General features: G+C 32.4%; 27 protein-coding genes. 10 read left to right on the top strand and 17 right to left on the bottom strand.

What is annotated here, in order from left to right; all coding sequences use genetic code 11:
* Nucleotides 1-22: 22 nt before the first annotated feature.
* From LQ694_RS08780 to mnhG, 7 genes are read left to right on the top strand one after another with little or no spacing between them, the layout of a single operon-like run.
* A complete protein-coding gene (locus LQ694_RS08780) occupies nt 23-2434 on the top strand; it encodes a Na+/H+ antiporter subunit A (RefSeq protein WP_049319826.1) in 2412 nt (803 codons plus the stop codon).
* Nucleotides 2415-2843, top strand: coding sequence for a Na(+)/H(+) antiporter subunit B (locus LQ694_RS08775; protein WP_025904695.1), 429 nt, complete (start codon nt 2415-2417; stop codon nt 2841-2843). The genes LQ694_RS08780 and LQ694_RS08775 overlap by 20 nt, the downstream gene beginning before the upstream one ends.
* Nucleotides 2843-3184, top strand: coding sequence for a Na(+)/H(+) antiporter subunit C (locus tag LQ694_RS08770; protein WP_025904694.1), 342 nt, complete (start codon nt 2843-2845; stop codon nt 3182-3184). Before LQ694_RS08775 ends, LQ694_RS08770 begins: the two co-directional genes overlap by 1 nt.
* Nucleotides 3177-4667, top strand: coding sequence for a Na+/H+ antiporter subunit D (locus LQ694_RS08765; RefSeq protein WP_218696771.1), 1491 nt, complete (start codon nt 3177-3179; stop codon nt 4665-4667). Before LQ694_RS08770 ends, LQ694_RS08765 begins: the two co-directional genes overlap by 8 nt.
* Nucleotides 4667-5149: a Na+/H+ antiporter subunit E gene (locus LQ694_RS08760; protein ID WP_025904692.1), complete on the top strand. Its 483-nt coding sequence runs from the start codon at nt 4667-4669 to the stop codon at nt 5147-5149. Before LQ694_RS08765 ends, LQ694_RS08760 begins: the two co-directional genes overlap by 1 nt.
* Nucleotides 5146-5436, top strand: a complete 291-nt coding sequence (locus tag LQ694_RS08755) for a Na(+)/H(+) antiporter subunit F1 (RefSeq protein ID WP_048540139.1) — start codon at nt 5146-5148, stop codon at nt 5434-5436. Before LQ694_RS08760 ends, LQ694_RS08755 begins: the two co-directional genes overlap by 4 nt.
* Nucleotides 5414-5755 (top strand): monovalent cation/H(+) antiporter subunit G, encoded by a 342-nt coding sequence (mnhG, locus tag LQ694_RS08750; protein WP_025904690.1) that lies wholly within the window; start codon nt 5414-5416, stop codon nt 5753-5755. The genes LQ694_RS08755 and mnhG overlap by 23 nt, the downstream gene beginning before the upstream one ends.
* A gap of 48 nt (nt 5756-5803) precedes the next feature.
* Here the strand turns inward: mnhG and LQ694_RS08745 are convergent, their stop codons facing one another.
* The 8 genes from LQ694_RS08745 to LQ694_RS08710 form a co-directional block, all read right to left on the bottom strand.
* Nucleotides 5804-6685, bottom strand: coding sequence for an SDR family oxidoreductase (locus tag LQ694_RS08745; protein WP_049319823.1), 882 nt, complete (start codon nt 6683-6685; stop codon nt 5804-5806).
* 129 nt (nt 6686-6814) lie between these two features.
* The gene (locus LQ694_RS08740) at nt 6815-7183 is read right to left on the bottom strand and encodes a PaaI family thioesterase (protein WP_096791203.1); all 369 of its coding nucleotides are present in this window, start codon (nt 7181-7183) and stop codon (nt 6815-6817) included.
* 23 nt (nt 7184-7206) lie between these two features.
* On the bottom strand, nt 7207-8541 hold the full coding sequence (locus LQ694_RS08735; protein WP_179296624.1) for a Na+/H+ antiporter family protein: 1335 nt from the start codon (nt 8539-8541) through the stop codon (nt 7207-7209).
* A 180-nt stretch (nt 8542-8721) separates the two neighbouring features.
* Nucleotides 8722-10197, bottom strand: a complete 1476-nt coding sequence (locus LQ694_RS08730; RefSeq protein WP_058611875.1) for a M17 family metallopeptidase — start codon at nt 10195-10197, stop codon at nt 8722-8724.
* 18 nt (nt 10198-10215) lie between these two features.
* Nucleotides 10216-10536 carry a YuiB family protein gene (locus LQ694_RS08725; protein ID WP_096791201.1) on the bottom strand — a complete coding sequence of 107 codons (321 nt, stop codon included), beginning with the start codon at nt 10534-10536 and terminating at the stop codon, nt 10216-10218.
* A 65-nt stretch (nt 10537-10601) separates the two neighbouring features.
* Entirely contained in the window at nt 10602-11816 is a 1215-nt protein-coding gene (locus LQ694_RS08720; protein ID WP_048540146.1) for an NAD(P)/FAD-dependent oxidoreductase, read from the bottom strand.
* A gap of 153 nt (nt 11817-11969) precedes the next feature.
* Nucleotides 11970-12329, bottom strand: a complete 360-nt coding sequence (locus tag LQ694_RS08715; RefSeq protein WP_058611876.1) for a HesB/IscA family protein — start codon at nt 12327-12329, stop codon at nt 11970-11972.
* Between the two features lie 11 nt (nt 12330-12340).
* Complete coding sequence (locus tag LQ694_RS08710) at nt 12341-12577, bottom strand: YuzB family protein (RefSeq protein WP_025904683.1); 237 nt, start codon at nt 12575-12577, stop codon at nt 12341-12343.
* A gap of 153 nt (nt 12578-12730) precedes the next feature.
* On the opposite strand from LQ694_RS08710, the gene LQ694_RS08705 reads away from it, so the two are divergent.
* Nucleotides 12731-13795 (top strand): NAD(P)/FAD-dependent oxidoreductase, encoded by a 1065-nt coding sequence (locus LQ694_RS08705; protein WP_218696777.1) that lies wholly within the window; start codon nt 12731-12733, stop codon nt 13793-13795.
* Nucleotides 13796-14052: 257 nt separating this feature from the next.
* Here the strand turns inward: LQ694_RS08705 and LQ694_RS08700 are convergent, their stop codons facing one another.
* Nucleotides 14053-14379, bottom strand: coding sequence for a YuzD family protein (locus LQ694_RS08700; protein WP_048540152.1), 327 nt, complete (start codon nt 14377-14379; stop codon nt 14053-14055).
* A gap of 109 nt (nt 14380-14488) precedes the next feature.
* Between LQ694_RS08700 and LQ694_RS08695 the strand changes: the two genes are divergently transcribed.
* Entirely contained in the window at nt 14489-14731 is a 243-nt protein-coding gene (locus LQ694_RS08695) for a NifU family protein (RefSeq protein ID WP_025904405.1), read from the top strand.
* A 68-nt stretch (nt 14732-14799) separates the two neighbouring features.
* Here LQ694_RS08695 and dltD read toward each other — a convergent pair whose 3' ends face one another.
* The 8 genes from dltD to LQ694_RS08655 all read right to left on the bottom strand — a co-directional run bounded on the left by dltD (nt 14800) and on the right by LQ694_RS08655 (nt 21553).
* Complete coding sequence (gene dltD, locus LQ694_RS08690; protein ID WP_096791199.1) at nt 14800-15981, bottom strand: D-alanyl-lipoteichoic acid biosynthesis protein DltD; 1182 nt, start codon at nt 15979-15981, stop codon at nt 14800-14802.
* Nucleotides 15978-16214 carry a D-alanine--poly(phosphoribitol) ligase subunit 2 gene (gene dltC, locus LQ694_RS08685; protein WP_096791198.1) on the bottom strand — a complete coding sequence of 79 codons (237 nt, stop codon included), beginning with the start codon at nt 16212-16214 and terminating at the stop codon, nt 15978-15980. The genes dltD and dltC overlap by 4 nt, the downstream gene beginning before the upstream one ends.
* A 16-nt stretch (nt 16215-16230) precedes the next feature.
* Nucleotides 16231-17451: a D-alanyl-lipoteichoic acid biosynthesis protein DltB gene (gene dltB / locus LQ694_RS08680; RefSeq protein ID WP_065381031.1), complete on the bottom strand. Its 1221-nt coding sequence runs from the start codon at nt 17449-17451 to the stop codon at nt 16231-16233.
* Nucleotides 17448-18908, bottom strand: a complete 1461-nt coding sequence (gene dltA / locus LQ694_RS08675) for a D-alanine--poly(phosphoribitol) ligase subunit DltA (RefSeq protein WP_058611879.1) — start codon at nt 18906-18908, stop codon at nt 17448-17450. Before dltA ends, dltB begins: the two co-directional genes overlap by 4 nt.
* Nucleotides 18909-18923: 15 nt before the next feature.
* Nucleotides 18924-19067, bottom strand: a complete 144-nt coding sequence (locus tag LQ694_RS08670; RefSeq protein WP_077152207.1) for a teichoic acid D-Ala incorporation-associated protein DltX — start codon at nt 19065-19067, stop codon at nt 18924-18926.
* Nucleotides 19068-19364: 297 nt separating this feature from the next.
* On the bottom strand, nt 19365-20333 hold the full coding sequence (locus tag LQ694_RS08665) for a 2-hydroxyacid dehydrogenase (protein WP_058612634.1): 969 nt from the start codon (nt 20331-20333) through the stop codon (nt 19365-19367).
* 22 nt (nt 20334-20355) lie between these two features.
* On the bottom strand, nt 20356-21123 hold the full coding sequence (locus LQ694_RS08660) for a TIGR01457 family HAD-type hydrolase (protein WP_058612633.1): 768 nt from the start codon (nt 21121-21123) through the stop codon (nt 20356-20358).
* Nucleotides 21110-21553 (bottom strand): DUF86 domain-containing protein, encoded by a 444-nt coding sequence (locus tag LQ694_RS08655; RefSeq protein ID WP_218696779.1) that lies wholly within the window; start codon nt 21551-21553, stop codon nt 21110-21112. The genes LQ694_RS08660 and LQ694_RS08655 overlap by 14 nt, the downstream gene beginning before the upstream one ends.
* 108 nt (nt 21554-21661) lie before the next feature.
* On the opposite strand from LQ694_RS08655, the gene LQ694_RS08650 reads away from it, so the two are divergent.
* Nucleotides 21662-21931, top strand: coding sequence for a DUF3055 domain-containing protein (locus LQ694_RS08650; RefSeq protein WP_049319809.1), 270 nt, complete (start codon nt 21662-21664; stop codon nt 21929-21931).
* Nucleotides 21932-22240 lie beyond the last annotated feature (309 nt).

The raw sequence follows: 22240 nt of genomic DNA, 5'->3' as shown, positions 1-22240 counted from the left end.
ATTTTTGGAAGGAGGTTATTAAATGAGTTTGATACATATTATGATTTTGTTACCTTTAATTTTTGCAATCATAATACCAATTTTATACAGATTTTATAAAGGTATACATCTAGGATGGTTTGTACTACCTATTCCGATTATTATATTTAGTTATTTTATGTCATACATAAATGTTCCAGATTCGGAAAAACCATTCATTGTAATATGGGATTTCATGCCTAGATTAGGTATGAACTTCTCCGTTCATTTAGACGGACTAAGTTTATTATTCGCATCATTAATTACAGGGATTGGTGCGCTCGTTGTATTATATTCCATTACATATTTAAGTAAAAATGAATCACTCGGTAATTTTTATTGTTATTTACTTATGTTTATGGGAGCTATGTTAGGTGTTGTATTATCAGATAATCTATTAATGCTTTACCTATTCTGGGAATTAACATCTATTTCAAGTTTCTTACTGATCGCTTATTGGCGCCATAAACAATCGTCAATATATGGCGCGCAAAAATCATTATTAATTACAGTGTTTGGTGGCTTAATGTTACTAGGTGGTTTTATTTGTATCGCAATTGCAGGTAATTCATGGAGTATTACCTCTTTAGTACAAAATGCCGCTGAAATTCAAAGTTCACCTTACTTTATTTTTGCAATGATTTTAATTTTAATTGGTGCTATGACTAAATCTGCACAATTTCCATTTCATATTTGGTTACCAGATGCAATGGAAGCACCTACACCAGTCAGTGCGTATTTGCACTCAGCAACAATGGTTAAAGCAGGTATATATTTAGTTGCTCGTACAACACCAATTTTTGCAGCAAGTGCTGGATTTGTTTGGGCGGTAACTGCTGTCGGATTAATCACATTATTCTGGGCATCATTTAACGCTGTTAAACAACAAGATTTAAAAGGTATTTTAGCATTCTCAACAGTTTCACAGCTCGGTATGATTATGTCCATGCTTGGAATCGGTGCTGTTAGTTATCATTATTCTGGTGAAGAAAGTCAATTATTCTTAGCTAGTATTATCGCTGCAGTATTCCATTTAATTAACCATGCTACATTTAAAGGTGCATTATTCATGATTACGGGAACAATCGATCATGAAGTTGGTACAAGAGACATTAAAAAATTAGGCGGTTTAATGACCATCATGCCAATTTCTTGTACGTTCACAATTATTACTGCTTTAAGTATGGCAGGCGTTCCACCATTTAATGGTTTCTTATCTAAGGAAATGTTCTTAACAGCAATGTTTGATAGTCATCAAGCTGATGTATTTGGTTTATCAACACTTGGCTATTTATTACCAATAGTAGCGATTGTTGGTAGTATCTTTACGTTTGTATATTCATTTAAATATGTACATGAAATATTCTTTGGAGACTTCAAACCTGAAGCATTACCTAAGAAACCACACGAAGCACCGTTACTTATGTTATTGCCGACAGGTATTTTGACATTCTTAGTTGTGTTATTTGGTTTATTCCCAAATATATTAAGCAACAGTATTATTGCACCAGCAGTAAGAGCAATTGCACCATTCGCTGATGCGCCTGATGTTCATATATCTCATTGGCACGGTATAACACCTGCTTTAATAGGTACGTTAATCGTATTTATTATAGGTTTTATATTATTTAAATCAGTAGAAAAATGGTTCAATATTTATAGCATTCAACCTGAATACTTAACGTTTAATTATTATTACGACAGAGGTATTCAATTAAGTTCTTATGTTTCAAACAAAATAACGCAAAGCTATATGACTGGATTTATCAGATCATACTTAATGTATATTTTCGCATTCTTTATCATTATGACTGCACTTACATTATTTACACATCCTGTAAGTGTTGCATTCGATAATATAAGCGAAATTAGACCATATGAAGTCATTTTAATGGGCTTAATTTTAGTAAGTACATTCTGTATCGTATTAGCTAAATCAAGACTATTTAGCATCATTATGTTAGCTGCAGTTGGTTATTCAGTTGCTTTATTCTTTGTATTCTTTGGTGCGCCAGACTTAGCACTGACACAATTATCAATTGAAACAATCTCAACTGCCCTATTCTTACTATGTTTCTACCATTTACCTAAAATGAGTAGACATGATGAAAATAGAAACTTTAAAATCGGTAACTTTATCATTGCGATTTGTGTTGGAATTGGAGTTATTACAATCGGATTAATTTCATATGGAAATAGACATTTTGATTCTATTTCTCAATATTATATAGATAATGTATACGATCTAGCCGCTGGGAAAAACATGGTAAACGTTATTCTTGTAGACTTCCGTGGATTCGATACATTATTCGAGTCAGCTGTTTTAGGTATTGCCGGATTAGGTATTTACACATTAGTTAAATTAAGAGACAAGGATAAAGATGGAGGTGAAGAACATGAAGAAACAATCAAATGATGTATTCTTTCAGTTTAATGCCATTATCATTTTCCTAATTATTATGATGTATGCTGTTTCTATCTTCTTTGGTGGACACTATACACCAGGCGGCGGTTTCGTAGGTGGATTATTACTTTCATCTGCAGTCATTATTATCGGTATAGCCTTTGATACTAAAACTTTAAAGAAAATGTTCCCATTTGACTTTAAATTAGTAACAGCAACTGGTTTGTTCTTCTGTGTTCTAACACCAATCTTAAGTTGGACATATAACAAAACATTTTTCACACATAAATTTGGAGAATTTCATCTTCCTATCTTTGGTGAAGTTCATTGGCATACAGCAATGCTATTTGATTTAGGTGTATTACTAGCTGTTGTGGGTACTGCCATTACTATCATATTAGCGATTGGAGAGAATGAATAATGGAAATATTAATGATTTTCGTTGCAGGTATTATTATATCCGTATCAGTGTACCTAGTTCTCTCTAAAAGTTTAATTAGGATAATTATTGGTACTACATTACTATCCCATGGCGTACATTTAATGTTACTGACAATGGGTGGATTAAAAAAAGGTGCGTTACCAATTGAAGAAGAAGGTATTAAGAACTATGTTGACCCATTACCACAAGCATTGATCTTAACTGCCATCGTAATAGCGTTTGCTGTTACAGCCTTCTTCTTAGTATTAGCTTTTAGAAGTTATAAAGAATTAGGAACTGATAATTTAGAAGAAATGAAGGAGGTACCGAAAGATGAGTAATTTGATTATTGTACCTCTTGTCATTACATTTTTAACTGCGGTCACGTTAATTTTTGTCGGTCATAGACCTTATGTTAAACGTAAAGTAGTATTAACAGGCTTCTCGTTAGCATTATTAGTGAGTTTATACAACCTCTACCACATATATATGAATGGAACACAAACTTTAAATTTAGGTAGCTGGCCAGTTCCATACAGCATTGTTATATACGTGGATATGTTAAGTGCATTACTCGTAACAGTAAGTTTACTGATTACGCTTATCGTACTCATATACTCTCACCAATCAATTGGTCTCCATCGTGAAAGATATTTTTATTACTTTGGTGTTTCAATGATGGTTACAGGTGTTAACGGCGCGTTTATGACTGGTGACTTATTTAACTTATTCGTATTTTTCGAAGTATTTTTAATGTCATCATATTTATTACTTGTTATTGGTGGTACTAAAATCCAACTACAAGAAAGTATTAAATATATACTCGTTAACGTATTAACATCTGCATTCTTTGTATTAGGTGTCGGTATGCTTTACTCAATTACTGGTACATTAAATATGGGAGATCTACATGTTAAATTCGCTGAACTTTCAGGAACAGATTTAAATATTGTTGTGATTACATTTATCATGTTTCTATTCGTATTTGCGACTAAAGCAGGTATGTTTCCACTGTATTTCTGGTTACCTGGAGCATATTATGCGCCACCGATTCCGATTATCGCTCTATTTGGTGCTTTATTAACTAAAGTCGGTGCATATGCAATTATGCGTACATTTAGCTTATTCTACTCAACGAATAGTGAATTTATTACGCAAACGTTAATTGTTCTGTCAATCCTAACAATCACCATGGGTTGTATTGGTGCCATCGCTTATTACGATGTTAAAAAGATTATCATTTATAATATTATGATTGCGATTGGTGTTATCCTAATTGGTGCTGCTATGATGGATAAAAATGGCATGATGGGAAGTATATACTACTTGTTACATGACATGATTATCAAAGCTGCTTTATTCTTATTAATTGGTGTCATCATTAAAATAACTGGTACGCCTGATTTAAGAAAGTTCAGTGGATTAATCAATCACTATCCAGTTCTTGGTTGGATTTATTTTATAGCTGCCCTGTCGTTAGCTGGTATACCACCATTAAGTGGATTCTATGGTAAATATATCATCGTAATGTCTACATTTGAAAATGGTTATTACATAAGTGGTATTATCGTTCTTTTATCAAGTTTATGTGTACTCTATTCTGTAATGCGCATTTTCTTAATGGCATTTTGGGGTGAAGAAAAAGGTTATATTTATAACCCTAAACTACCAATCAATAAATTAATGATTGCATCAGTAGCCATTACAATAGTAGCCATTCTATTTGGACTTGGAGCAGACTACTTATATCCATTAGTGGAAAAAGCTGCATTACCATTCTATAACCCAGAAACTTATGTTAATGCGTTAGGAGGCGATTATTAATGGCGATACAAGTACTTATAAATGTTCTTTTAGCTGCATTATGGATGATGCTTTCAGATACTTATACATTTGGTGCATTTGTATTTGGTTATCTATTTGGTATATTGTTCGTCTTAGTAGCTTTACCGCTTCTTCCAGGCAAACATTTATACTTACGTCCTGTTTGGAAATCACTTATTTTAGCAGTTATATTCATGAAAGAATTAATTTTAGCGAATATAGATGTTATTAGAATAGTTATACAAAAAGAAATCCATAATAAGCCGGCATTTTTCGCTTATCCTACAGATTTAGATAAGGATTGGGAAATTAGTTTATTATCACAATTAATCACTTTAACACCAGGAACAATCGTCGTAGCAATTTCAGATGACAAAAAAACACTTTATATTCATTCAATTGATTTTTCAGATATTGATTCTGAAGTAAGTGCGATTAAAGATTCATTTGAAAAAGCTATCAAGGAGGTGAGCATACGATGACAAATATATTCGTTATTATTGCGATTATCATCGTTGCACTCTCTATGATTGGTATGCTGATTCGTGTCATTATTGGTCCTACTCTAGCTGATAGAGTCATTGCGCTCGATGCATTAGGTATTACATTAATGGCCATAATAGCTTTATTCTCAGTATTAACTCATACTAGATATTTATTCGTTATACTTTTATTAATAGGTATATTAGCATTCTTAGGTACTGCAGCATTTGCGAAATTTATGGATAAAGGAGAGATCATTGAAAATGATAGAAACGATTCTTATTAGTATCTCAATTTTTATGATGGTCATAGGTGCTTGCTTTAGCTTTTTCGCAGCGTTAGGTATTCTAAGATTACCAGATGTCTTTTCTCGTGCACACGCCTCAGGAAAAGCTTCTACATTAGGCGTTATGCTTATCTTGTTAGGTGTATTGATATACTTTATCGCTAAAGAAGGACATTTCAATGTTCAACTACTACTAGGTATTATCTTTATATTCATAACAGGTCCGTTAGCAGGTCACTTAGTTTCAAGAAGTGCTTACTATATGGGCGTTAGACCTAGTGAAAGAACAATTCGCGATGATTTAAAAGATGCAAAATAAAAAAGTTGTTGCAGTGATTATTTCACTAGCAACAACTTTTTATTTATATTAATTTATTGGTGCGCCACCAGTTACACCATATACTTGTCCTGTGATATAACTTGCACTATCTGATGCAAGTAGTACATACACTTCTGCTAATTCGACTGGTTGCCCTGCTCTTTGTAAAGGCTGATTTTTTCCAAAGTCTGGTATGTTATCCTGTGGTTGACCACCTGATATTTGTAATGGTGTCCATATTGGTCCAGGTGCAACACTATTCACACGAATGCCTTTTTCTCCAAGTTGAGCAGCTAAACTTTTCGTTAATGATATATTGCAACTTTTTGTCATCGCATAATCTACCAAATGGGCACTTGGTTTAAATCCTTGTATAGATGATGTAATAATAATACTACTACCTTCTTTTAAATATTGAAGCGATTCTTGTATTGTAGCTATACCAGAAAAAACATTCACTTCGAATGTATCTCTAAGATTATCTTCTGATAAATTTTGAATGTCATATTCATATTGTTGTATACCTGCGTTCAGTACAACTATGTCCAAGCCACCTAATTTATTTTGCGCTTCTTGGACGAGTTGCTTAGGGAACTTTCGATTTCTTAAATCTCCAGGAATCAGTACACATTTTTGACCAGCTTTTTCTATAATACTTTTTACTTCTTCAGCATCTTCTTTTTCATCTTGAATATAATTAATCGCGACATCTGCACCTTCTTTACCATAAGCGATTGCAGCAGCACGACCTATTCCAGAATCTCCTCCAGTTACAAGTGCTTTCTTACCTTTCAATTTCTCTGAACCTAAATAGGACTCTTCACCACAATCTGGAACAGGATTCATATTTTTCTGAATACCTGGATAATTTTGTGGTTGCTTATCATATTGGTCATAATAGTAAGCTGTTAAAGGATTGTGCTTAGTCATAATATATCCTCCTCAAATTATATATACTATATGTATACCCTTTATTGAGATATTTAAAAATATATATACGAATAAGAATAAAAAGCGATCAATACAAATATATGATTGATCGCTTTTTATATGATTAAATTATCTTTTTTGTTTAATTGCTATTGTTGCTCTTACTATGGAAATAAGTTGTTCGTTTTCATCAATAACTTTAACATCCCATACTTGAGTTGTTCTTCCAATATGAAGTGCTTGACCTATTGCTCGAACTGTACCTGTTCGAATTGACTTAATATGGTTTGCGTTGATTTCTAATCCTAAAGGAATTTCATCTTCGCTTGAAGCGTAATGAGCTCCCATAGATGCTGCTGTTTCAGCTAATGCTATTGTTGCACCGCCATGTAGGAATCCGAATGGTTGTTTAACTTTATCCGTTACTGGCATCGTCATTTCGATATAGCCATGTCTTGATTCGATTGTTTCTATTCCAAAGTTCTCTATTAAATCCATATGATTAATCCCCCTTAATCATACTATAATACCATTGCAGCAATAAATCCAAAAATAATTAATGGGATATTATATATTAAGAAATTTGGTATACATGTATCTCTAATATGATCATGTTCACCATCGACGTTTAAACCAGCTGTTGGGCCTAAAGTTGAATCACTTGCAGGGCTTCCTGAATCACCTAACGCACCTGCTGTTCCGATAACTGCGATTAATGCCATAGTGCTAAGTCCAATTTCTTGTCCAAATGGAATAAATAAACTAGCAATAATCGGAATTGTCGCAAATGATGATCCTATGCCTAGTGTTACAACAAGACCAATAACGTACATCATTATAATACTGAATGCTTTATTATCTCCTGTAATTGATGCTAGACTTTCAACTAGTGAACCTACTTCATTTGTAGCGCTCATCACACCTGCAAATCCGTTTGCTGTTAAAATCACAACACCAATGTATGCCATGATTTGAATACCTTCAACTAATTTAGCATCTAAATCTCTCCAGTTATATAATCCTGAGAAGAAGAATATTAAGATCCCTGCTAATGCACCAAAAATCATAGATTCCGTTAATGTTTGAACAACGAATGTTCCTAAAATCGCTAAGCCCGTCACAATTAATGGATATGGCTTTAATGTCTTCGTTTCTTCGTCTTCTTCTACTTTAATTGTTTTATATGTTCTAGGTTTCCAATACATAATAATCGCAACGATTAATCCAAATACATAGCCCATTGAAGGAATTAACATCGCTTTCCAAATACTATTGAATTCTATATCTACATTTGCTTTTCCAAATGCATCAAAGATAATAGATTGGAATATATGACCATAACCATAAGGGAATAAAATATAAGGGAAACATAGTCCGAAACCAATAACTGTAGCAATTAATCTTCTATCCATTTGTAGTTCATTAAATAAGCTTAATAATGGTGGTATAAGAATAGGTATAAATGCAATATGGACAGGTATGACATTTTGACTGAGTACTGATATGACAAGTAATACAGCTACTAATAATATTTTTATTTTTACTCTACTTTTCTGTGAATTTTCTTTTTTCATTGATGTAATGATTTTTCCAACGATGTAGTCAGTTATACCACTATATGAAATCAGTGCTGCAAATCCTCCTAATAATGCATAAGATAATGCAACTTCTGAACCATCAACGATTGTTTTACCAAATGTGGAAATGACTTTATCAACAGACATTCCACTTAATAAACCACCTGTTAATGCACCTATGAATATACTTAGTACAACATTTAAACGCATTAAACAAAGTATAATCATCACAATAACAGCTACTAATACTGCATTTATTTCCAAAAAGACCCTCTCCATTCTTTAGTTCTCTACCACGATAAAGTGAAATAATGAACTTATCATATCAGTTGAGAAATAGCATGTCAACATTTCAAGAATTAGTCCGAATATTCTGAATCAAATTTCGTCATAATTAAAGCGGGATCTAAACCTAGCTTTTTACATAGATTTTTTATCCCGCTTTATATGTGATTGATTTTATTTATTTTTTAAGAAATGTAGTACTGTTGGTATCATAGCACCTGTCGCACCCTTTGGTCCTTTGAATGAATCCTTTTCTGTTTCCCCTGAACCTGCAATATCAAAGTGTAAGTGAGGTATTTCATCACTAAAATGTGTTACAAATGCTGCTGCAAATAATGCTTTACCGTTTTTATTTAAAATACAGTTAGTTAAATCTGCAACTTCTGAAGATTTAATATCTTGTTTCTCTTCATCTGTTATCGGTAATTCAAAACTTACTTCATTTGAATATTTTGCAGCTTGTTTCACATCATCAATGTATTGATCAGCATCGCTTGAGAATATCCCCGTTTTCCCTAAACCTAATGCTGCAACGACAGCTCCTGTTAATGTCGCAAAGTTCATAATAAGCTCTGGCTTATATTGTTTAACGAATGAAACAGCATCACCTAATACTAATCTTCCTTCAGCATCCGTATTTGTTATTTCAACTGTTTCTCCACTTAATGCTGTATATACATCATCTGGTTTCATTGCATTATTTGAAATCATATTTTCAGCTAATGGTAATACGGCTACTACATGAATAGGTAATTGTAATTGGTTGATAGCATGCATCATACCTACTACGTTACTTGCACCACTCATGTCATATTTCATCGTTGGCATACCTGTTTTAGATTTAATTTGGTAACCACCTGAATCGTATGTCACACCTTTACCTACAAGTGCAATTGGATCTTGAGTTGAACCTTTATATTCAAGCACGACTAAACGTGGTGGGTTTATAGATCCTTTACCAACTGCATCTAATAAACCAATACCTTCTTCTCTAATTTCATCTTCATTTTTAAACGTTACTTTTACTTGTGAATCTTTAAAGTGTTGTTCAATTTGGTTTGCGAAATAATCTGGCGTTAAAATATTCGGAGGTGTTTGTGAATATGTTCTCGCTAAATTAACACTTTCCCCTAAAATTTCACCTTGATTAATAACTGTCGTAACATCTTCAGTTGTCGTTGTAACATAATTAATGACTGTATTAACATTTGCTGATTTATTTGATTTATACGTATCAAATACAAATGTAGCTTGTGTGAATAACCAGCCAAAACGATAAGCACGTTCTTGATGAGATACATTTTGTGATACAAACGTATCATCTAACAAATGTACTTCTTCAATTCTATTACTTTGTAAATATCTGCTTAAGTTTCCGTACACAACTTGATAGTCATTTTCTTTAATTTCTTTTAAGTTACTTAACCCTACAGCAATTAATTTAACGACTTGTCCATTTACGATAATCGCTGTACTAGTTATTTTACCAAGTTCGCTACTAATAATTTGTTGTTTTTTTAAATTTTCAAGTTGTCCGCCTAAAATTTGATCAATTTCATCAAAATTGTGCATTTGATTTAAATGACTTGGACAACCGATTACAATCGGATGTTCATTATTAGAATATGATTCTTTAATTTTTATATTCATCATTATTATCCCCTTTTGTTAAAACATTGAATAACCGCTTCTTCGTAAATTCCTTATAACAAATCCTGCGACAATAGCGCCAATCCATCCTGAACCAAGCATTAATATATCCGCAGTATGTATATGTGTTAAACCTGTAATAAGTTTTGAAAATGCAGTTGCTGGATCTGTAAAGTACATAGCAGTGGAAATTTTATCTACAATTGCAAAAATAACAAATGGATAAAGTACGACCATTAACCAAGTAGCTTTTAATAGCATATTTAATATAAAAGCGATTCCAAAAAACAGAACAAAAAATAATGCCATTGATATGATAACTTGCGGTAAAGATATCATAGCTAACCTCCTTTAAAAAAAGAGACCCGCCTAATAGCAGGTCTCTACACTTAATAATGAATCAATTAGAATTTACCTTTTTTATAGGCTAATCCGATACCACCAATTTTGAAAATTGCACGAGTATCGATAACTTTTTTCATGAATGCTGCTTTTTTACCAGTAATTTCGCGACCCATAACAACACCAACACCATCATGACTACCTAATGAACATACAGTACCTTTGTCATCGTATGCGAATGGCTCTGTTTTCTCACCATTGAAGATGTTTTTAATGTTTTTAGCAAGGTGTTCACCTTGTTGCATAGCGATTTGTGCTGTTGTTGGAAGTGGACGCTTGTTATCTCCTTCACCAGCCATAACAGCTGAACAGTCACCAATTACGAAGATATCATCATAGTTGTCGATTGATAAATCATCTTTAACTACGATACGACCACGTTTAACACCGTCAAATGATTCTTCCATTAATTTACTACCTCTAACACCTGCAGCCCAAATAGCTGTGTTAGCTTCTAAAGTTTGTTCTTCGTCATTAACTTTAACTACGAAACCTTTTTCATTACAAGCAACGATTGGAGTAGAAATTTTGAATTCAACGCCACGTTCTTCTAAATATTTAACAACGTAGTTCACTAAGTTTTCAGAGAACATAGGTAACATTTTGGGAGCAGCTTCAACACAAGTGATTTTAACTTTAGATTGATCTACACCGTATTTTTTACATAATTCAGGAATACGTTCTGTTAATTCACCTAATAATTCAACACCAGTGAATCCAGCGCCACCTACTAAGATTGCTAAATCATTTTCATCTTTTTCTTTAGATGCAGCATAATTAGCAAATTTATCTTCGATATGTTTAGCAATACGACGAGAAGTGTTAATGTTTTCGATTTGTAAAGCATGTTCTTTCATACCTTCAATACCGAATGTTTCACTTTCAAATCCTAATGCAACAACAAGAATATCATATTCGAATACACCATTAGATGTTTCAACTGTTTTAGCATCTTTGTTGATTTTTGTTACTTCTGCTTTAACGAAGTTTACTTTATTTCTGTCGATTACATTTGTAATTGGGTATAAAGCATCCTCATAGTTTAAAGTACCTGCAGAAGCTTCGTGTAACCATGTAGCTTCGTAGTGATAATCGTTTTTGTTGATTAATGTAACATCAACGTCTTGGTTTGAAACTAATTTTTGCAATTTAGTTACTGTTTGTAAGCCAGCGTAACCTGCCCCTAATACTAGAACTTTTTTACGTTCAAATCCCATTATTTTCACCTATACTTTCTAAATTTTGTTTGACACTTATAGGAAAGTTGTGTCACTTTGTGTTTTTCCTCACAAATAAAGATAATACTATTTACATACAAGTTTTATTGTATATTTTTATAAAGATAAATTCAAGTGTGACATATCAATTCCTTAGCATTGTTCTGGCGTACCTGAAACATCTCTTGTCTTAAATGAACTTCCGCAACCACAAGCTGCAATAGCATTAGGGTTTTCAATCGCAAATCCGCCACCCATTAAAGATGTCTTAAAGTCAATTGTTGTACCATTTAAAATTGGTGCATCATTCTTATCTACTAACACTTTCACACCATAAAACTCAAGAACTTCATCATTCTCAGCCGGTTCTTCTTCTGCTGACATCCCGTATGAAAGTCCTGTACAACCGCCACCTTTAACAGATACTTTCAAATAACCACTTGGCATATCGTTATTTTTCATCATATCTTTAACTTCATAAGCTGCTGCTTCAGTTAATATAACAGTTGACATATTTATTCCTCCTAAAAAATCCAATTTTCTTCTATATGACTATATATATTTTCAAGTAATTCTTCTGGTGTTTCTCCCTTGACCATATCTCCATTGACTAATGCATATAACCCTCTTGCACATGGTCCACAATTTTGTAGACAACCGTATTCCAATACATCTACTTCTGGATCATTGTCGAGCTTGTTAAACACTACATCAGCACCTTTGGCCAAGTTTGAAATACAAAATTCGACAATTGGGTTCAATGTGTTCACCTACTCACTTTTTATTCATTAAACTATTTTAACATTCATTGTAGTTTATGCCAAAAACGATTATACTAAAAGTATACTTATATATTATAAAATATATACATACAAATTTGTAGAAATTTGATTTATGGACAAAGGAGAATAACGATGAAAAGCTTAGTATTATTAGGGGGCGGATACGGTAATATGCGCTTAATGAAAGAAATACTTCCTAGCACATTACCTTCCGATTATTCAATTACGCTGATTGATCGTATGCCATTTCACGGTTTAAAAACAGAGTTCTACGCATTAGCAGCAGGCACAAAACCAGATAAAGATATTCGTGTTCAATTTCCAAAAGATAAAAAAATTAATACAGTATACGGGGAAATTACTGATATTGATTTAGACAATCAAATTGTTTCAGTTGGAGATACACGAGTTGATTATGATGAACTTGTAATAGGTCTAGGTTGTGAAGACAAATATCACAACGTACCTGGTGCAAAAGAATATACCTATAGTATTCAAACTGTACAAAACGCACGCAAAACATACCAAGCAATATGTGACTTACCAAGTGATGCAACTGTTGGTATCGTCGGTGCAGGATTAAGTGGTATAGAACTTGCAAGTGAATTACGTGAAAGTAGACAAGATATTAAAATTAAACTTTTTGATAGAGGTTCACGAATTTTACCTGCATTCCCAGAGAAATTAAGTAAATACGTAAAAAAATGGTTTGATAAACATAATGTAGAAGTTGTACCAAATTCAAATATCACTAAAGTTGAACCCGGACAACTTTATAACAATGAAGATATTCATAACGTTGATTTAGTTGTATGGACTGCCGGTATACAACCAGTTGAAATCGTTAGAAATCTTTCAGTTGATACAAACGACGGTAGAAGGGTTATCGTAAATCAATATCATCAAATTCCAACATATCCAAATGTATATATTGTAGGCGATTGTGCAGCATTACCACATGCACCAAGCGCATATTTAGCAGAAATACAAGCTGATCAAATCGCTGAAGTCATGAAATTGCAATGGGCAAACAAACCACTACCTGAAAAGATGCCAGAATTGAAACCACAAGGATTTGTAGGTTCACTTGGTGAAAAACAAGGATTCGCTTATTTAATGGAACAAACCGTAACAGGTCGTTTAGCAAGAGTCATTAAATCAGGTGTCTTATGGTTATATAAATATCATAACGGATAAGAAAAAAGTAGCAGATTAATCTGCTACTTTTTTTCTGTTATATGTGGGGGTGGTTGGAAGTGAAGATGTGAGTTTGTTGTGGTTGTTAAGGAACGGGATAACTTTAGTACTTTCTTGGCTTTATTCGAGCATTAAGCTAAGACTTCAGCTATCTCTTGGCTTTACTCACACATTAAGCCACGACTTGCCTCATATCTCACAACTATACTCTACCCAACTCAGCTGTCCCAAATAATCTACCCAACTTTATTCATTTTTTATTGTTCTACTGCTACGTGTTCATCTATAAATTTTGTTACTGGCTTTAATTGAACATAACCATCTGCTACGTATTCATCATTGATTGTTACAAGTGGATAGAAAAGTTCGTCTTCGTTTATTCTTTCGATAAATTGTTGGTCGTGATCTGTTAAATTTTCTGTTTGTTTCATAATATCAATATATGTGTATTCAAGGTTTAACTCTGGATATTTTCTTCCTAAAATTGCTTGTAACCATTCAAATGTGTCTTTTGATGATGGTGCATTTACACAACTTGCACATACAACATCAGCCCCATAAATTACTATACTTGCCTTGGACATTTTAGCATCCCCCTAGTTTCATGAATAGATTTTTTACCTTATTTCTATTATAATAGATAAATAAGATTAATGTATCTAATAACACTTGATGAGAGGAGTATTAATATATATGGCTACCGAACAACAAACAATGTTTGATCAAGTTAGTGATGTACTCGAAAAGTTAAGACCATTCTTATTACGTGATGGTGGCGACTGTGAATTAGTAGATGTTGATGACGGGATTGTTAAATTACGTCTACTTGGTGCTTGTGGTACTTGCCCAAGTTCTACTATTACGCTAAAAGCCGGCATAGAACGTGCTTTATTAGAAGAAGTACCTGGCGTAGTGGAAGTAGAACAAGTATTCTAACTTCATCATTAATAAAAAACAGGACATCGTTTATAAACGATGCCCTGTTTTTTATTTCCTAGGTAATATTAATGATACTGTCTACTCACTTTTCCATCATATGTTCCATTGATGTGTTGTATCATTTGTTCATTAATATATACCCAGCCTTTCCATCCTATATGAACGGCGTCTGTTATTACATACGGTTCATATTCTTTATCGGTTAAATCGTATACTTTCATATCATTCTTTTGAATCATGTGATTGATTTTCTCATATACCGTTTCACGTTTTTCTTTATCCACATGAATGTGATCATACCATTTTCCATTTGCTGGAATCACAATAAACAATGGGTCTGCTTTAGCTTCTTTTAAAGTATCAATTAATAATTGTAAATCATCAAATTCTTTCGAATGCATATTAAACTCGTAATTACGATTATATCTTTTACGTTGCTGTTTTAATAAATGCCAATATTTATCATTCATACCAAATTTGTTTGTTCTTGAATGTTGTGCTCCATATTCTGAAGCGTATAACTTCAAGTCATTCCAATTCATATGATTAAAATGATGGTGTTCTTTTCTATGTAACTTTGCTTTTTCTTGTCCAAAAATTGATTTCAAAACGTCGTGTTTTTCATAGATATTTTTTTCAAAATCATTCATAAATGTACCTTCATTATAATGATGATTTTCTTTTTCTATGACTGATTTCAAGTATGGGTCTGATTTTAATTGTTTAAATTGCGCTAATCTTTTAGCAAAACGATCTTTAATTTCTGGACTTAACACTTTATTTTTAAATAAGTGATCAGCTTGCAATGGTGAAAAGCGAGCATTAAAGTTATCATTTGTCAGTCCATGATTTGTAAACCATTGTGGCGAAATAATAATCGCTATTTTTTTACCTTTTAGATTATGTGCTTGGCTTCCCATATTAATTGCATGAATTAAATCAGTTGATCCACCCGTACCTATTAGATATGGTTGCAATTTCGCTTTTTTGTCATTCAAGATATACGCTGGATGGAAGATGTCTTGTTTTTCCAATTCGCTTGACCCAAAGATTGGATAGAAATTTTTACTTAATAACATTTCTTCTTGTGAGTGCACACCTTTTAGTACTGTATCATCTAAAGATATCGCTTCGTTATTAATACTGTCATACTTTGAAAATGATTTAATCCATTCTACTGGTACCAGTAAAAATAAACCGAATAATAAACCACTTATTAATAATGGTAACAATAACTTTAATTTCATTGTAATTCCTTAAGTACTGCTATAATTTTATTTGGTGTTGCCCACTCATCTCTATCAAAATCAGTAATTGTTACGTCAATGCCTAAATTATTTTGAATTTCTAATAATAACCCTACTGTCGCAAATGAATCGATAATGCCTTCTTCAAATATTTCAATATCAGGATTTTCTTTAACGATATCATTTTCTGCAACTTCTGCTAAAATATTTAAAACACTCTTTTCAAAATTCATAATATAACTCCCTTATTTAATGTATTAACTTGCCTGAGAAAAGTAAAAATCCAAATGCTATACAATGGAATGTAATGAGTATTGCTACTATGTTCATAATGCTTGGATTCATCTTTATAGGATGTTTTTTACGCCATTGTTCGTAATAGCCATACCCAATAAATAGCAATGCATGATATAAACCATACAAAATATAATGCCATTCAATACCATGCCAAATACCCATAATAAAGAAATTCAAGAAAAATCCTAAATTAGATATTAATAATTTATCTTTTAATAATTTTTCTTTAGATACCCAAAATACAAATCGCATATATACGCAATCTCTAAACCAAAATGATAAACTCATATGCCATCTATTCCAGAAATCTTTAATATTTTTAGCTTTAAATGGTTGGTTAAAGTTAACAGGTGTTTGCACACCAAATAAATAACTAAATGCAATTGCAAATAAACTGTATCCTGCAAAATCAAAGAATAAATAGAAACTATAACCATACATATAATATAAGTAATTTAAAAATGTTGGATCAGTGTCTATTGGTACAACTTTTATCACATACTCATTTATGTAATAAGCAATGATATATTTATACAAGAATCCCATAAACACCATATGTATCGCTTTGATAAGCATGTTATAGTACTTTTCAGGTTCTATTGTCTTCTCTTCATCTTTAATAAAGCGTTTATATCGATCTATTGGACCAGATGAGATTGTTGGAAAGAATGTAATAAAATCGATTAATTTCATCGTATCAATAGACTTAATTCGACTATCACGAATTTCCATAATGAGTTGAATGCTCTTAAATGCAATATAAGAAATTCCTAAAAATCCAATAAATTCAATGACTCTATTACCATGTATTGTAAGTTGATGTGTTCCAAGCCAACTACTTTGTAATACTTTGACAACAATTAACGGTAATATAGATAAAAATATTGCACTCACATATAACTTAAAGTTGTTTGTTTTCTTTACGAGCGTGTTATAAGTTCTAATCAAAACAACTTGATAACATACATACAGTGCAAAGAAAATGAGTTGATAACTTAAATATTGATTATCGAATAAATTTTTACTGTCATCCGAAAATATTAAAACAAGCATAATTAAGGTTATTACCCTATTGTATATAAGACTTTTCTTACCGATTAATCCTAAAATAATAACGGGTAACATTAAGATTAAACAGATGTAGAAATAAGTAAAATCTCCATATGGTGTCATGAATTTAACCTCTCTAATACTTTGTTGCGATCTAATTTACCGTTAGCCGTTAAAGGTAGCTGTTTAGCATAGCTGAATTTTCTAGGAATCATGTATTCAGGTAAATGTAATTTCAATTCATGTTTCAAATGCATTGTCATGTCATTTTCACTTTCTAGCACATCAGCTATTGGCACAATTGTTGCATGTAAATATTGGATTTTCTCACCCTGTTTGATTGGTGAAATGACAGCTTGTTTAACATCTGATAAGTGTTCAAGTACGCTTTCAATTTCTTCAAGTTCCATACGATAACCATTGATCTTAATTTGAAAATCAATTCTTCCGTTAATGAACCAATAACCATCTCGATAAGTTGCTTTGTCACCTGTATGATAATTTAATTGGCCATCAATGATTTTAAACACCTTATTATGTTTTTCTTCATCTTTTAAGTAACCTTGGCTCACACTTTTACCTATAATAATTAATTCACCTTCATCTGTTAACTTCAATTCGCTATTTGGGCGTACTTTGCCTATTGGTAAAGGTTTAAATTGATCCAGTATTTCTTGCGTGATTTGTATACTCGTTACAGCAACTGTAGCTTCAGTTGGTCCATATGTATTATAAATAGTTGATGTCGTAAACAAATCATGTAATTTCTGTGCTGTTTTATGACTCAATATCTCTCCACAGAAGAAGAACTGCTTTAATTCCGGATGATGTGTTTCATTAAAATTAGGCAATAGCAGACACATTTCTAAAAATGAAGGTGTAGATACCCAGCTTTCTACTGCTTTATGTTCGAGCAATTCATATAATTGTTTAGGCTTTTCAATCATCTTCTTATCGACAAGTTGAAGTGTACCGCCAGTCATTAAACATGGATAAATGGCCATAACAGACAAGTCAAAAGAAAACGGCGCTTGATTTAACCACATTCTATGCTCGCCTATTTGATTTAATTTCAGCATCCATTCTGTAAAATCAACAAGACTTTCATATCTTATTTGTACACCTTTTGGAAATCCTGTAGATCCAGATGTAAATATTGTATAAACAATGTCTTTATCAGTTATTCTCTTGAAGTCTTGATCCACTGATTCAACAGCAAGTATTTCTTCTATCGTTATTTGCTTTACATGTAAATTATTCAATAAATTTCCAGTTGTGTTCAAAATAAAAAAAGGCTCAACCTTCTCAATGATATGCTCTATTCTTTCTAATGGAATAGAAGTATCAATTGGAACGTAACCAATGCCTGCTTTCATACTCGCAATCATTCCCACAATCATATAAGGTGACATATGACCATAAAGTACTATAGGCTTTCCAGAACCTTTAATTAAAGTAGCTAATTTATTAGAATAAAGATCTAATTCACCATAAGTTATTACTTCGTCTCTATAGTTTATCGCAACCTTATCAGCATGCCACTTATTCATAAATGTTACTTTTTCTAAGATGTCCCTCATAAACTTTCTCCTTCATTAAAATTCATTATATATAAAATCATTACTTGCGCTTCCACCAGCATAAATCCAAAATAACACAATCATGATTAGTAAATAGAAAATCGTCAAACCAACCAATTTAAAGTTTTCAGAGTTTATAATATCCCTAATTTTTTCCATTGTTAATCTCCTTGTGTTTTAATTTTGTAATTATTCTATTTCATCATTATATTCTATACATAATCGAATATCAAGAATTATATGTAAAAAATTAGCAATATATGTAAATAAAAAGGCGGGACAGAAATCTAATTTGTAAAAAAAAGATTTCGTAGTCCCGCCCCGGCAAGGATGACTAGAGTTGAAAAAGCTTGGTACAAGCGTATTTCAATTCAGTCATCTACTGCCAAGATACTACAAGAGACTGAGACATTACATTATGTCCCAGCCTGTTTTTTCTTTATTAATTTGGCTTGATTATTTCAACTTAACCGGTGTAATTGGATCTTGGTTAGACATAATTTGTTTAGCATTATCTACGCATAATTGCACCATTTTATCTCGCGTTGCAACTGAACTACTGCCGATGTGTGGCACAACGATAACTTGATCCATTTTTAAAAATGGATGATCATCTGAAATAGGTTCATTTTCAACAACATCTAATGCTGCACCTAAAATCTCTTGTTGCTCAATTGCTTCAATTAAATCAGATTCTACGATGTGACCACCACGTCCGATATTAATTAAAATTGCTGAGTTTTTCATTTTTTTTAAAGTTTCTCGATTGAATATACCTTTTGTTTCTGGTGTTAATGGCGCCGTACAAACTACGAAATCACTCTCATTAAGCAATTCATCCATTGTACGATATTCAACATTTAATTGCTGTTCAGCTTCTTCTTTCCTGGAGCGGTTATGATAAAGTACTTTGCAATTAAAGCCTTTCAATCTTCTAGCAAAAGCTTCACCAATTGAGCCCATTCCATAAATACCAACTGTTGAGCCGTGGACATCTTTTCCTGCTAAAAGATAAGGACCCCAACTTTTCCATTCACCATTATGTACATATTGAACCGCTTCAACAATTCTTCTTGCTGCTGTTAACATTAACGTAAAGCCTAATTCGGCAGTCGTTTCTGTTAAAACTTCTGGTGTATTTGTAACAACAACACTTTTTTCTTCAGCAAGTTTCACATCAATATTATCAAAACCAACAGCTAAATTGACGACACCCTTTATGTGCGTTGCATTGTTAAAAAATTCCTCATCAATTTGCTCGCTTAATGTCGTAATGACAATTGTAGCGTCTTGAGAACGTTCTAAAAATGATTCTCGAGGCATTGGTTCTAATTCGCTGTTCCAAACATCTACTTCTGCATATTCTTTAATCTGATTGATAAACTTTTCTGGTAATTGTCTTGCAACAAGTACTTTCTCATTCATGTTCTCAGCTCCTTATGTGAATTTACTTAATAACTTCAAATAAATTCTTAACGCTATATGTTGGTAATACTTCTTTTTTATTAATTTCTTCTAAAGAAGTTACACCAGTTTGTACATGTAATGTATCAATGCCACTATTGATTCCAGCTAAAATATCAGTGTCATATAAGTCACCAATCATGACACAATCTTCTTTAGCATGACCAATTTTTTCAATAGCTTGCTCCATAATAATTGTTTCAGGTTTACCGATGAATACTGGTGTCTGTCCAGTTGATACACTCACAACACTTGTCAATGAACCATTTCCAGGTAAAAATCCTCTTTCATTTGGAATCGAAACATCTTTATTTGTAGATATGAATTTCGCACCATTTCTAACGGCTAAACATGCTACTGAAAGCTTTTCATAAGAAATATTCACATCTAAGCCCATTACGACATAATCAACATGTTCATCTTCTTTCACAACTAAGCCAGCATCTTTTAAAGAAGTTTCTAATCCACTTCCACCTACCATATATACTGATGCGCCTGGAGAAGCTTCACTTATATATCCAGCAGTTGCCATTGCAGAAGTAATCACATGTTCACTTGAAGTATGAAAACCCATATTATTTAATTTTTCAGCTACTTCAGCAGGTGTTTTTGAAGAGTTGTTCGTAACGAATAAATAATCTTTATTATTATCATTTAAATAATTTATAAATTCGATTGCACCTTCAATAACTTCTGTACCTTTATACATTGTGCCATCTATATCAATAAAATAACCTTTATAATCTTTCATTTTTATCTCCTTCGCCAAAAGCTGTTACGGGAACATTTTCATTTTCTAAAAAGTGTTTAGTATCTTCGACTGCTTGTTTATAAAATGGATTCGCAATTTTAAAAGCTTTTCTCAATTGATCATGATTAATATTTTCATAATTTCGAATAAGTTCTTTTCTGTAATCAATAGATGTCCTAATCGCTTCAGCAGTTGAAGGCTGGAATACTTTTTCAAGTTCCATAATATCAATCACATCTTTATAATTACCAGGATCTCTTAAAATAAATGCATCAATAATCAAATTCCCAATATCAACTACAGATTCAATCATCATATGTGCGATTCTTTCTAAAGCATATGGAGAATTTTTCTCGGTTTCAAAATCTTCCGTTAATTTTTCTAAATAATTTAATTTTAAAGTTAAAGTTTTGCTATCTACGAAATACATGTAGAAGACCTCCTATCCATATATCATCATATCATAATTTTGAATTGTACGGCATTGCTCTGTATACTATACAAGTAAAGAAAGATTTTTAAAAAGGAGTCGCTAAACATGATAGATATGTTCTTATATGATGAACAAGACGAAGCGAAAATACAATTTGTAGGATTTGTCGGTGAACACAGTCGCTATGACTTAACACTGATTTATACTAATAGACATTATGGAAAAACAATGGTACTCAATACTCAAAACAATACATTTGGTATTATCGGTAAAGATGACTTAGAAGAAGAAGGCTATATTAGTCACATCCTCGGTTTAACAGAAGAAGAAGGCGAAGAAGTAACAGAATATTTACATGATGTTATAGATATATAAGTTTGAATTAAGTTTGTTTTTTATTTAGTGCGTTCGTTATTAACAGTTCTGGCCGAAAGTGCAAACAAGAAGTCCAGTAATGACATTTCTCAGTAGTTTTGTAAATAAGGCACTCCATAGTTACACTTCGACCGACTTTTGTTACTATGGGTACTCTTAGTTACATTTCGACTGACTTTTGTTACTATAAACCCCCTTAGTTACATTTCGACCGACTTTTGTTACTAACACACCTATATTATACAAACAACTTCATTCAATAGTATTCACAACTCTCGCTATAGCTCAATAAAAAAAGAGCCCGGAAAA

Source organism: Mammaliicoccus sp. P-M58 (assembly GCF_022386165.1).
GTDB classification, from domain to species: domain Bacteria; phylum Bacillota; class Bacilli; order Staphylococcales; family Staphylococcaceae; genus Mammaliicoccus; species Mammaliicoccus sciuri.
This window is presented reverse-complemented; position numbering and strand designations above follow the sequence as displayed.

What these genes read in the sequence shown, in the direction of transcription:
- LQ694_RS08730 (WP_058611875.1), bottom strand. Translation starts at nt 10,197, where the DNA reads ATGAATATAAAAATTAAAGAATCATATTCTAATAATGAACATCCGATT.
- LQ694_RS08780 (WP_049319826.1), top strand. Translation starts at nt 23, where the DNA reads ATGAGTTTGATACATATTATGATTTTGTTACCTTTAATTTTTGCAATC.
- LQ694_RS08650 (WP_049319809.1), top strand. Translation starts at nt 21,662, where the DNA reads ATGATAGATATGTTCTTATATGATGAACAAGACGAAGCGAAAATACAA.
- LQ694_RS08670 (WP_077152207.1), bottom strand. Translation starts at nt 19,067, where the DNA reads ATGGAAAAAATTAGGGATATTATAAACTCTGAAAACTTTAAATTGGTT.
- dltD (WP_096791199.1), bottom strand. Translation starts at nt 15,981, where the DNA reads ATGAAATTAAAGTTATTGTTACCATTATTAATAAGTGGTTTATTATTC.
- LQ694_RS08705 (WP_218696777.1), top strand. Translation starts at nt 12,731, where the DNA reads ATGAAAAGCTTAGTATTATTAGGGGGCGGATACGGTAATATGCGCTTA.
- dltA (WP_058611879.1), bottom strand. Translation starts at nt 18,908, where the DNA reads ATGAGGGACATCTTAGAAAAAGTAACATTTATGAATAAGTGGCATGCT.
- LQ694_RS08665 (WP_058612634.1), bottom strand. Translation starts at nt 20,333, where the DNA reads ATGAATGAGAAAGTACTTGTTGCAAGACAATTACCAGAAAAGTTTATC.
- dltB (WP_065381031.1), bottom strand. Translation starts at nt 17,451, where the DNA reads ATGACACCATATGGAGATTTTACTTATTTCTACATCTGTTTAATCTTA.
- mnhG (WP_025904690.1), top strand. Translation starts at nt 5,414, where the DNA reads ATGATAGAAACGATTCTTATTAGTATCTCAATTTTTATGATGGTCATA.
- LQ694_RS08740 (WP_096791203.1), bottom strand. Translation starts at nt 7,183, where the DNA reads ATGGATTTAATAGAGAACTTTGGAATAGAAACAATCGAATCAAGACAT.
- LQ694_RS08755 (WP_048540139.1), top strand. Translation starts at nt 5,146, where the DNA reads ATGACAAATATATTCGTTATTATTGCGATTATCATCGTTGCACTCTCT.
- LQ694_RS08695 (WP_025904405.1), top strand. Translation starts at nt 14,489, where the DNA reads ATGGCTACCGAACAACAAACAATGTTTGATCAAGTTAGTGATGTACTC.
- LQ694_RS08720 (WP_048540146.1), bottom strand. Translation starts at nt 11,816, where the DNA reads ATGGGATTTGAACGTAAAAAAGTTCTAGTATTAGGGGCAGGTTACGCT.
- LQ694_RS08775 (WP_025904695.1), top strand. Translation starts at nt 2,415, where the DNA reads ATGAAGAAACAATCAAATGATGTATTCTTTCAGTTTAATGCCATTATC.
- LQ694_RS08700 (WP_048540152.1), bottom strand. Translation starts at nt 14,379, where the DNA reads ATGTCCAAGGCAAGTATAGTAATTTATGGGGCTGATGTTGTATGTGCA.
- LQ694_RS08760 (WP_025904692.1), top strand. Translation starts at nt 4,667, where the DNA reads ATGGCGATACAAGTACTTATAAATGTTCTTTTAGCTGCATTATGGATG.
- LQ694_RS08725 (WP_096791201.1), bottom strand. Translation starts at nt 10,536, where the DNA reads ATGATATCTTTACCGCAAGTTATCATATCAATGGCATTATTTTTTGTT.
- LQ694_RS08765 (WP_218696771.1), top strand. Translation starts at nt 3,177, where the DNA reads ATGAGTAATTTGATTATTGTACCTCTTGTCATTACATTTTTAACTGCG.
- LQ694_RS08655 (WP_218696779.1), bottom strand. Translation starts at nt 21,553, where the DNA reads ATGTATTTCGTAGATAGCAAAACTTTAACTTTAAAATTAAATTATTTA.
- LQ694_RS08770 (WP_025904694.1), top strand. Translation starts at nt 2,843, where the DNA reads ATGGAAATATTAATGATTTTCGTTGCAGGTATTATTATATCCGTATCA.
- LQ694_RS08715 (WP_058611876.1), bottom strand. Translation starts at nt 12,329, where the DNA reads ATGTCAACTGTTATATTAACTGAAGCAGCAGCTTATGAAGTTAAAGAT.
- LQ694_RS08660 (WP_058612633.1), bottom strand. Translation starts at nt 21,123, where the DNA reads ATGAAAGATTATAAAGGTTATTTTATTGATATAGATGGCACAATGTAT.
- LQ694_RS08745 (WP_049319823.1), bottom strand. Translation starts at nt 6,685, where the DNA reads ATGACTAAGCACAATCCTTTAACAGCTTACTATTATGACCAATATGAT.
- LQ694_RS08735 (WP_179296624.1), bottom strand. Translation starts at nt 8,541, where the DNA reads ATGGAGAGGGTCTTTTTGGAAATAAATGCAGTATTAGTAGCTGTTATT.
- dltC (WP_096791198.1), bottom strand. Translation starts at nt 16,214, where the DNA reads ATGAATTTTGAAAAGAGTGTTTTAAATATTTTAGCAGAAGTTGCAGAA.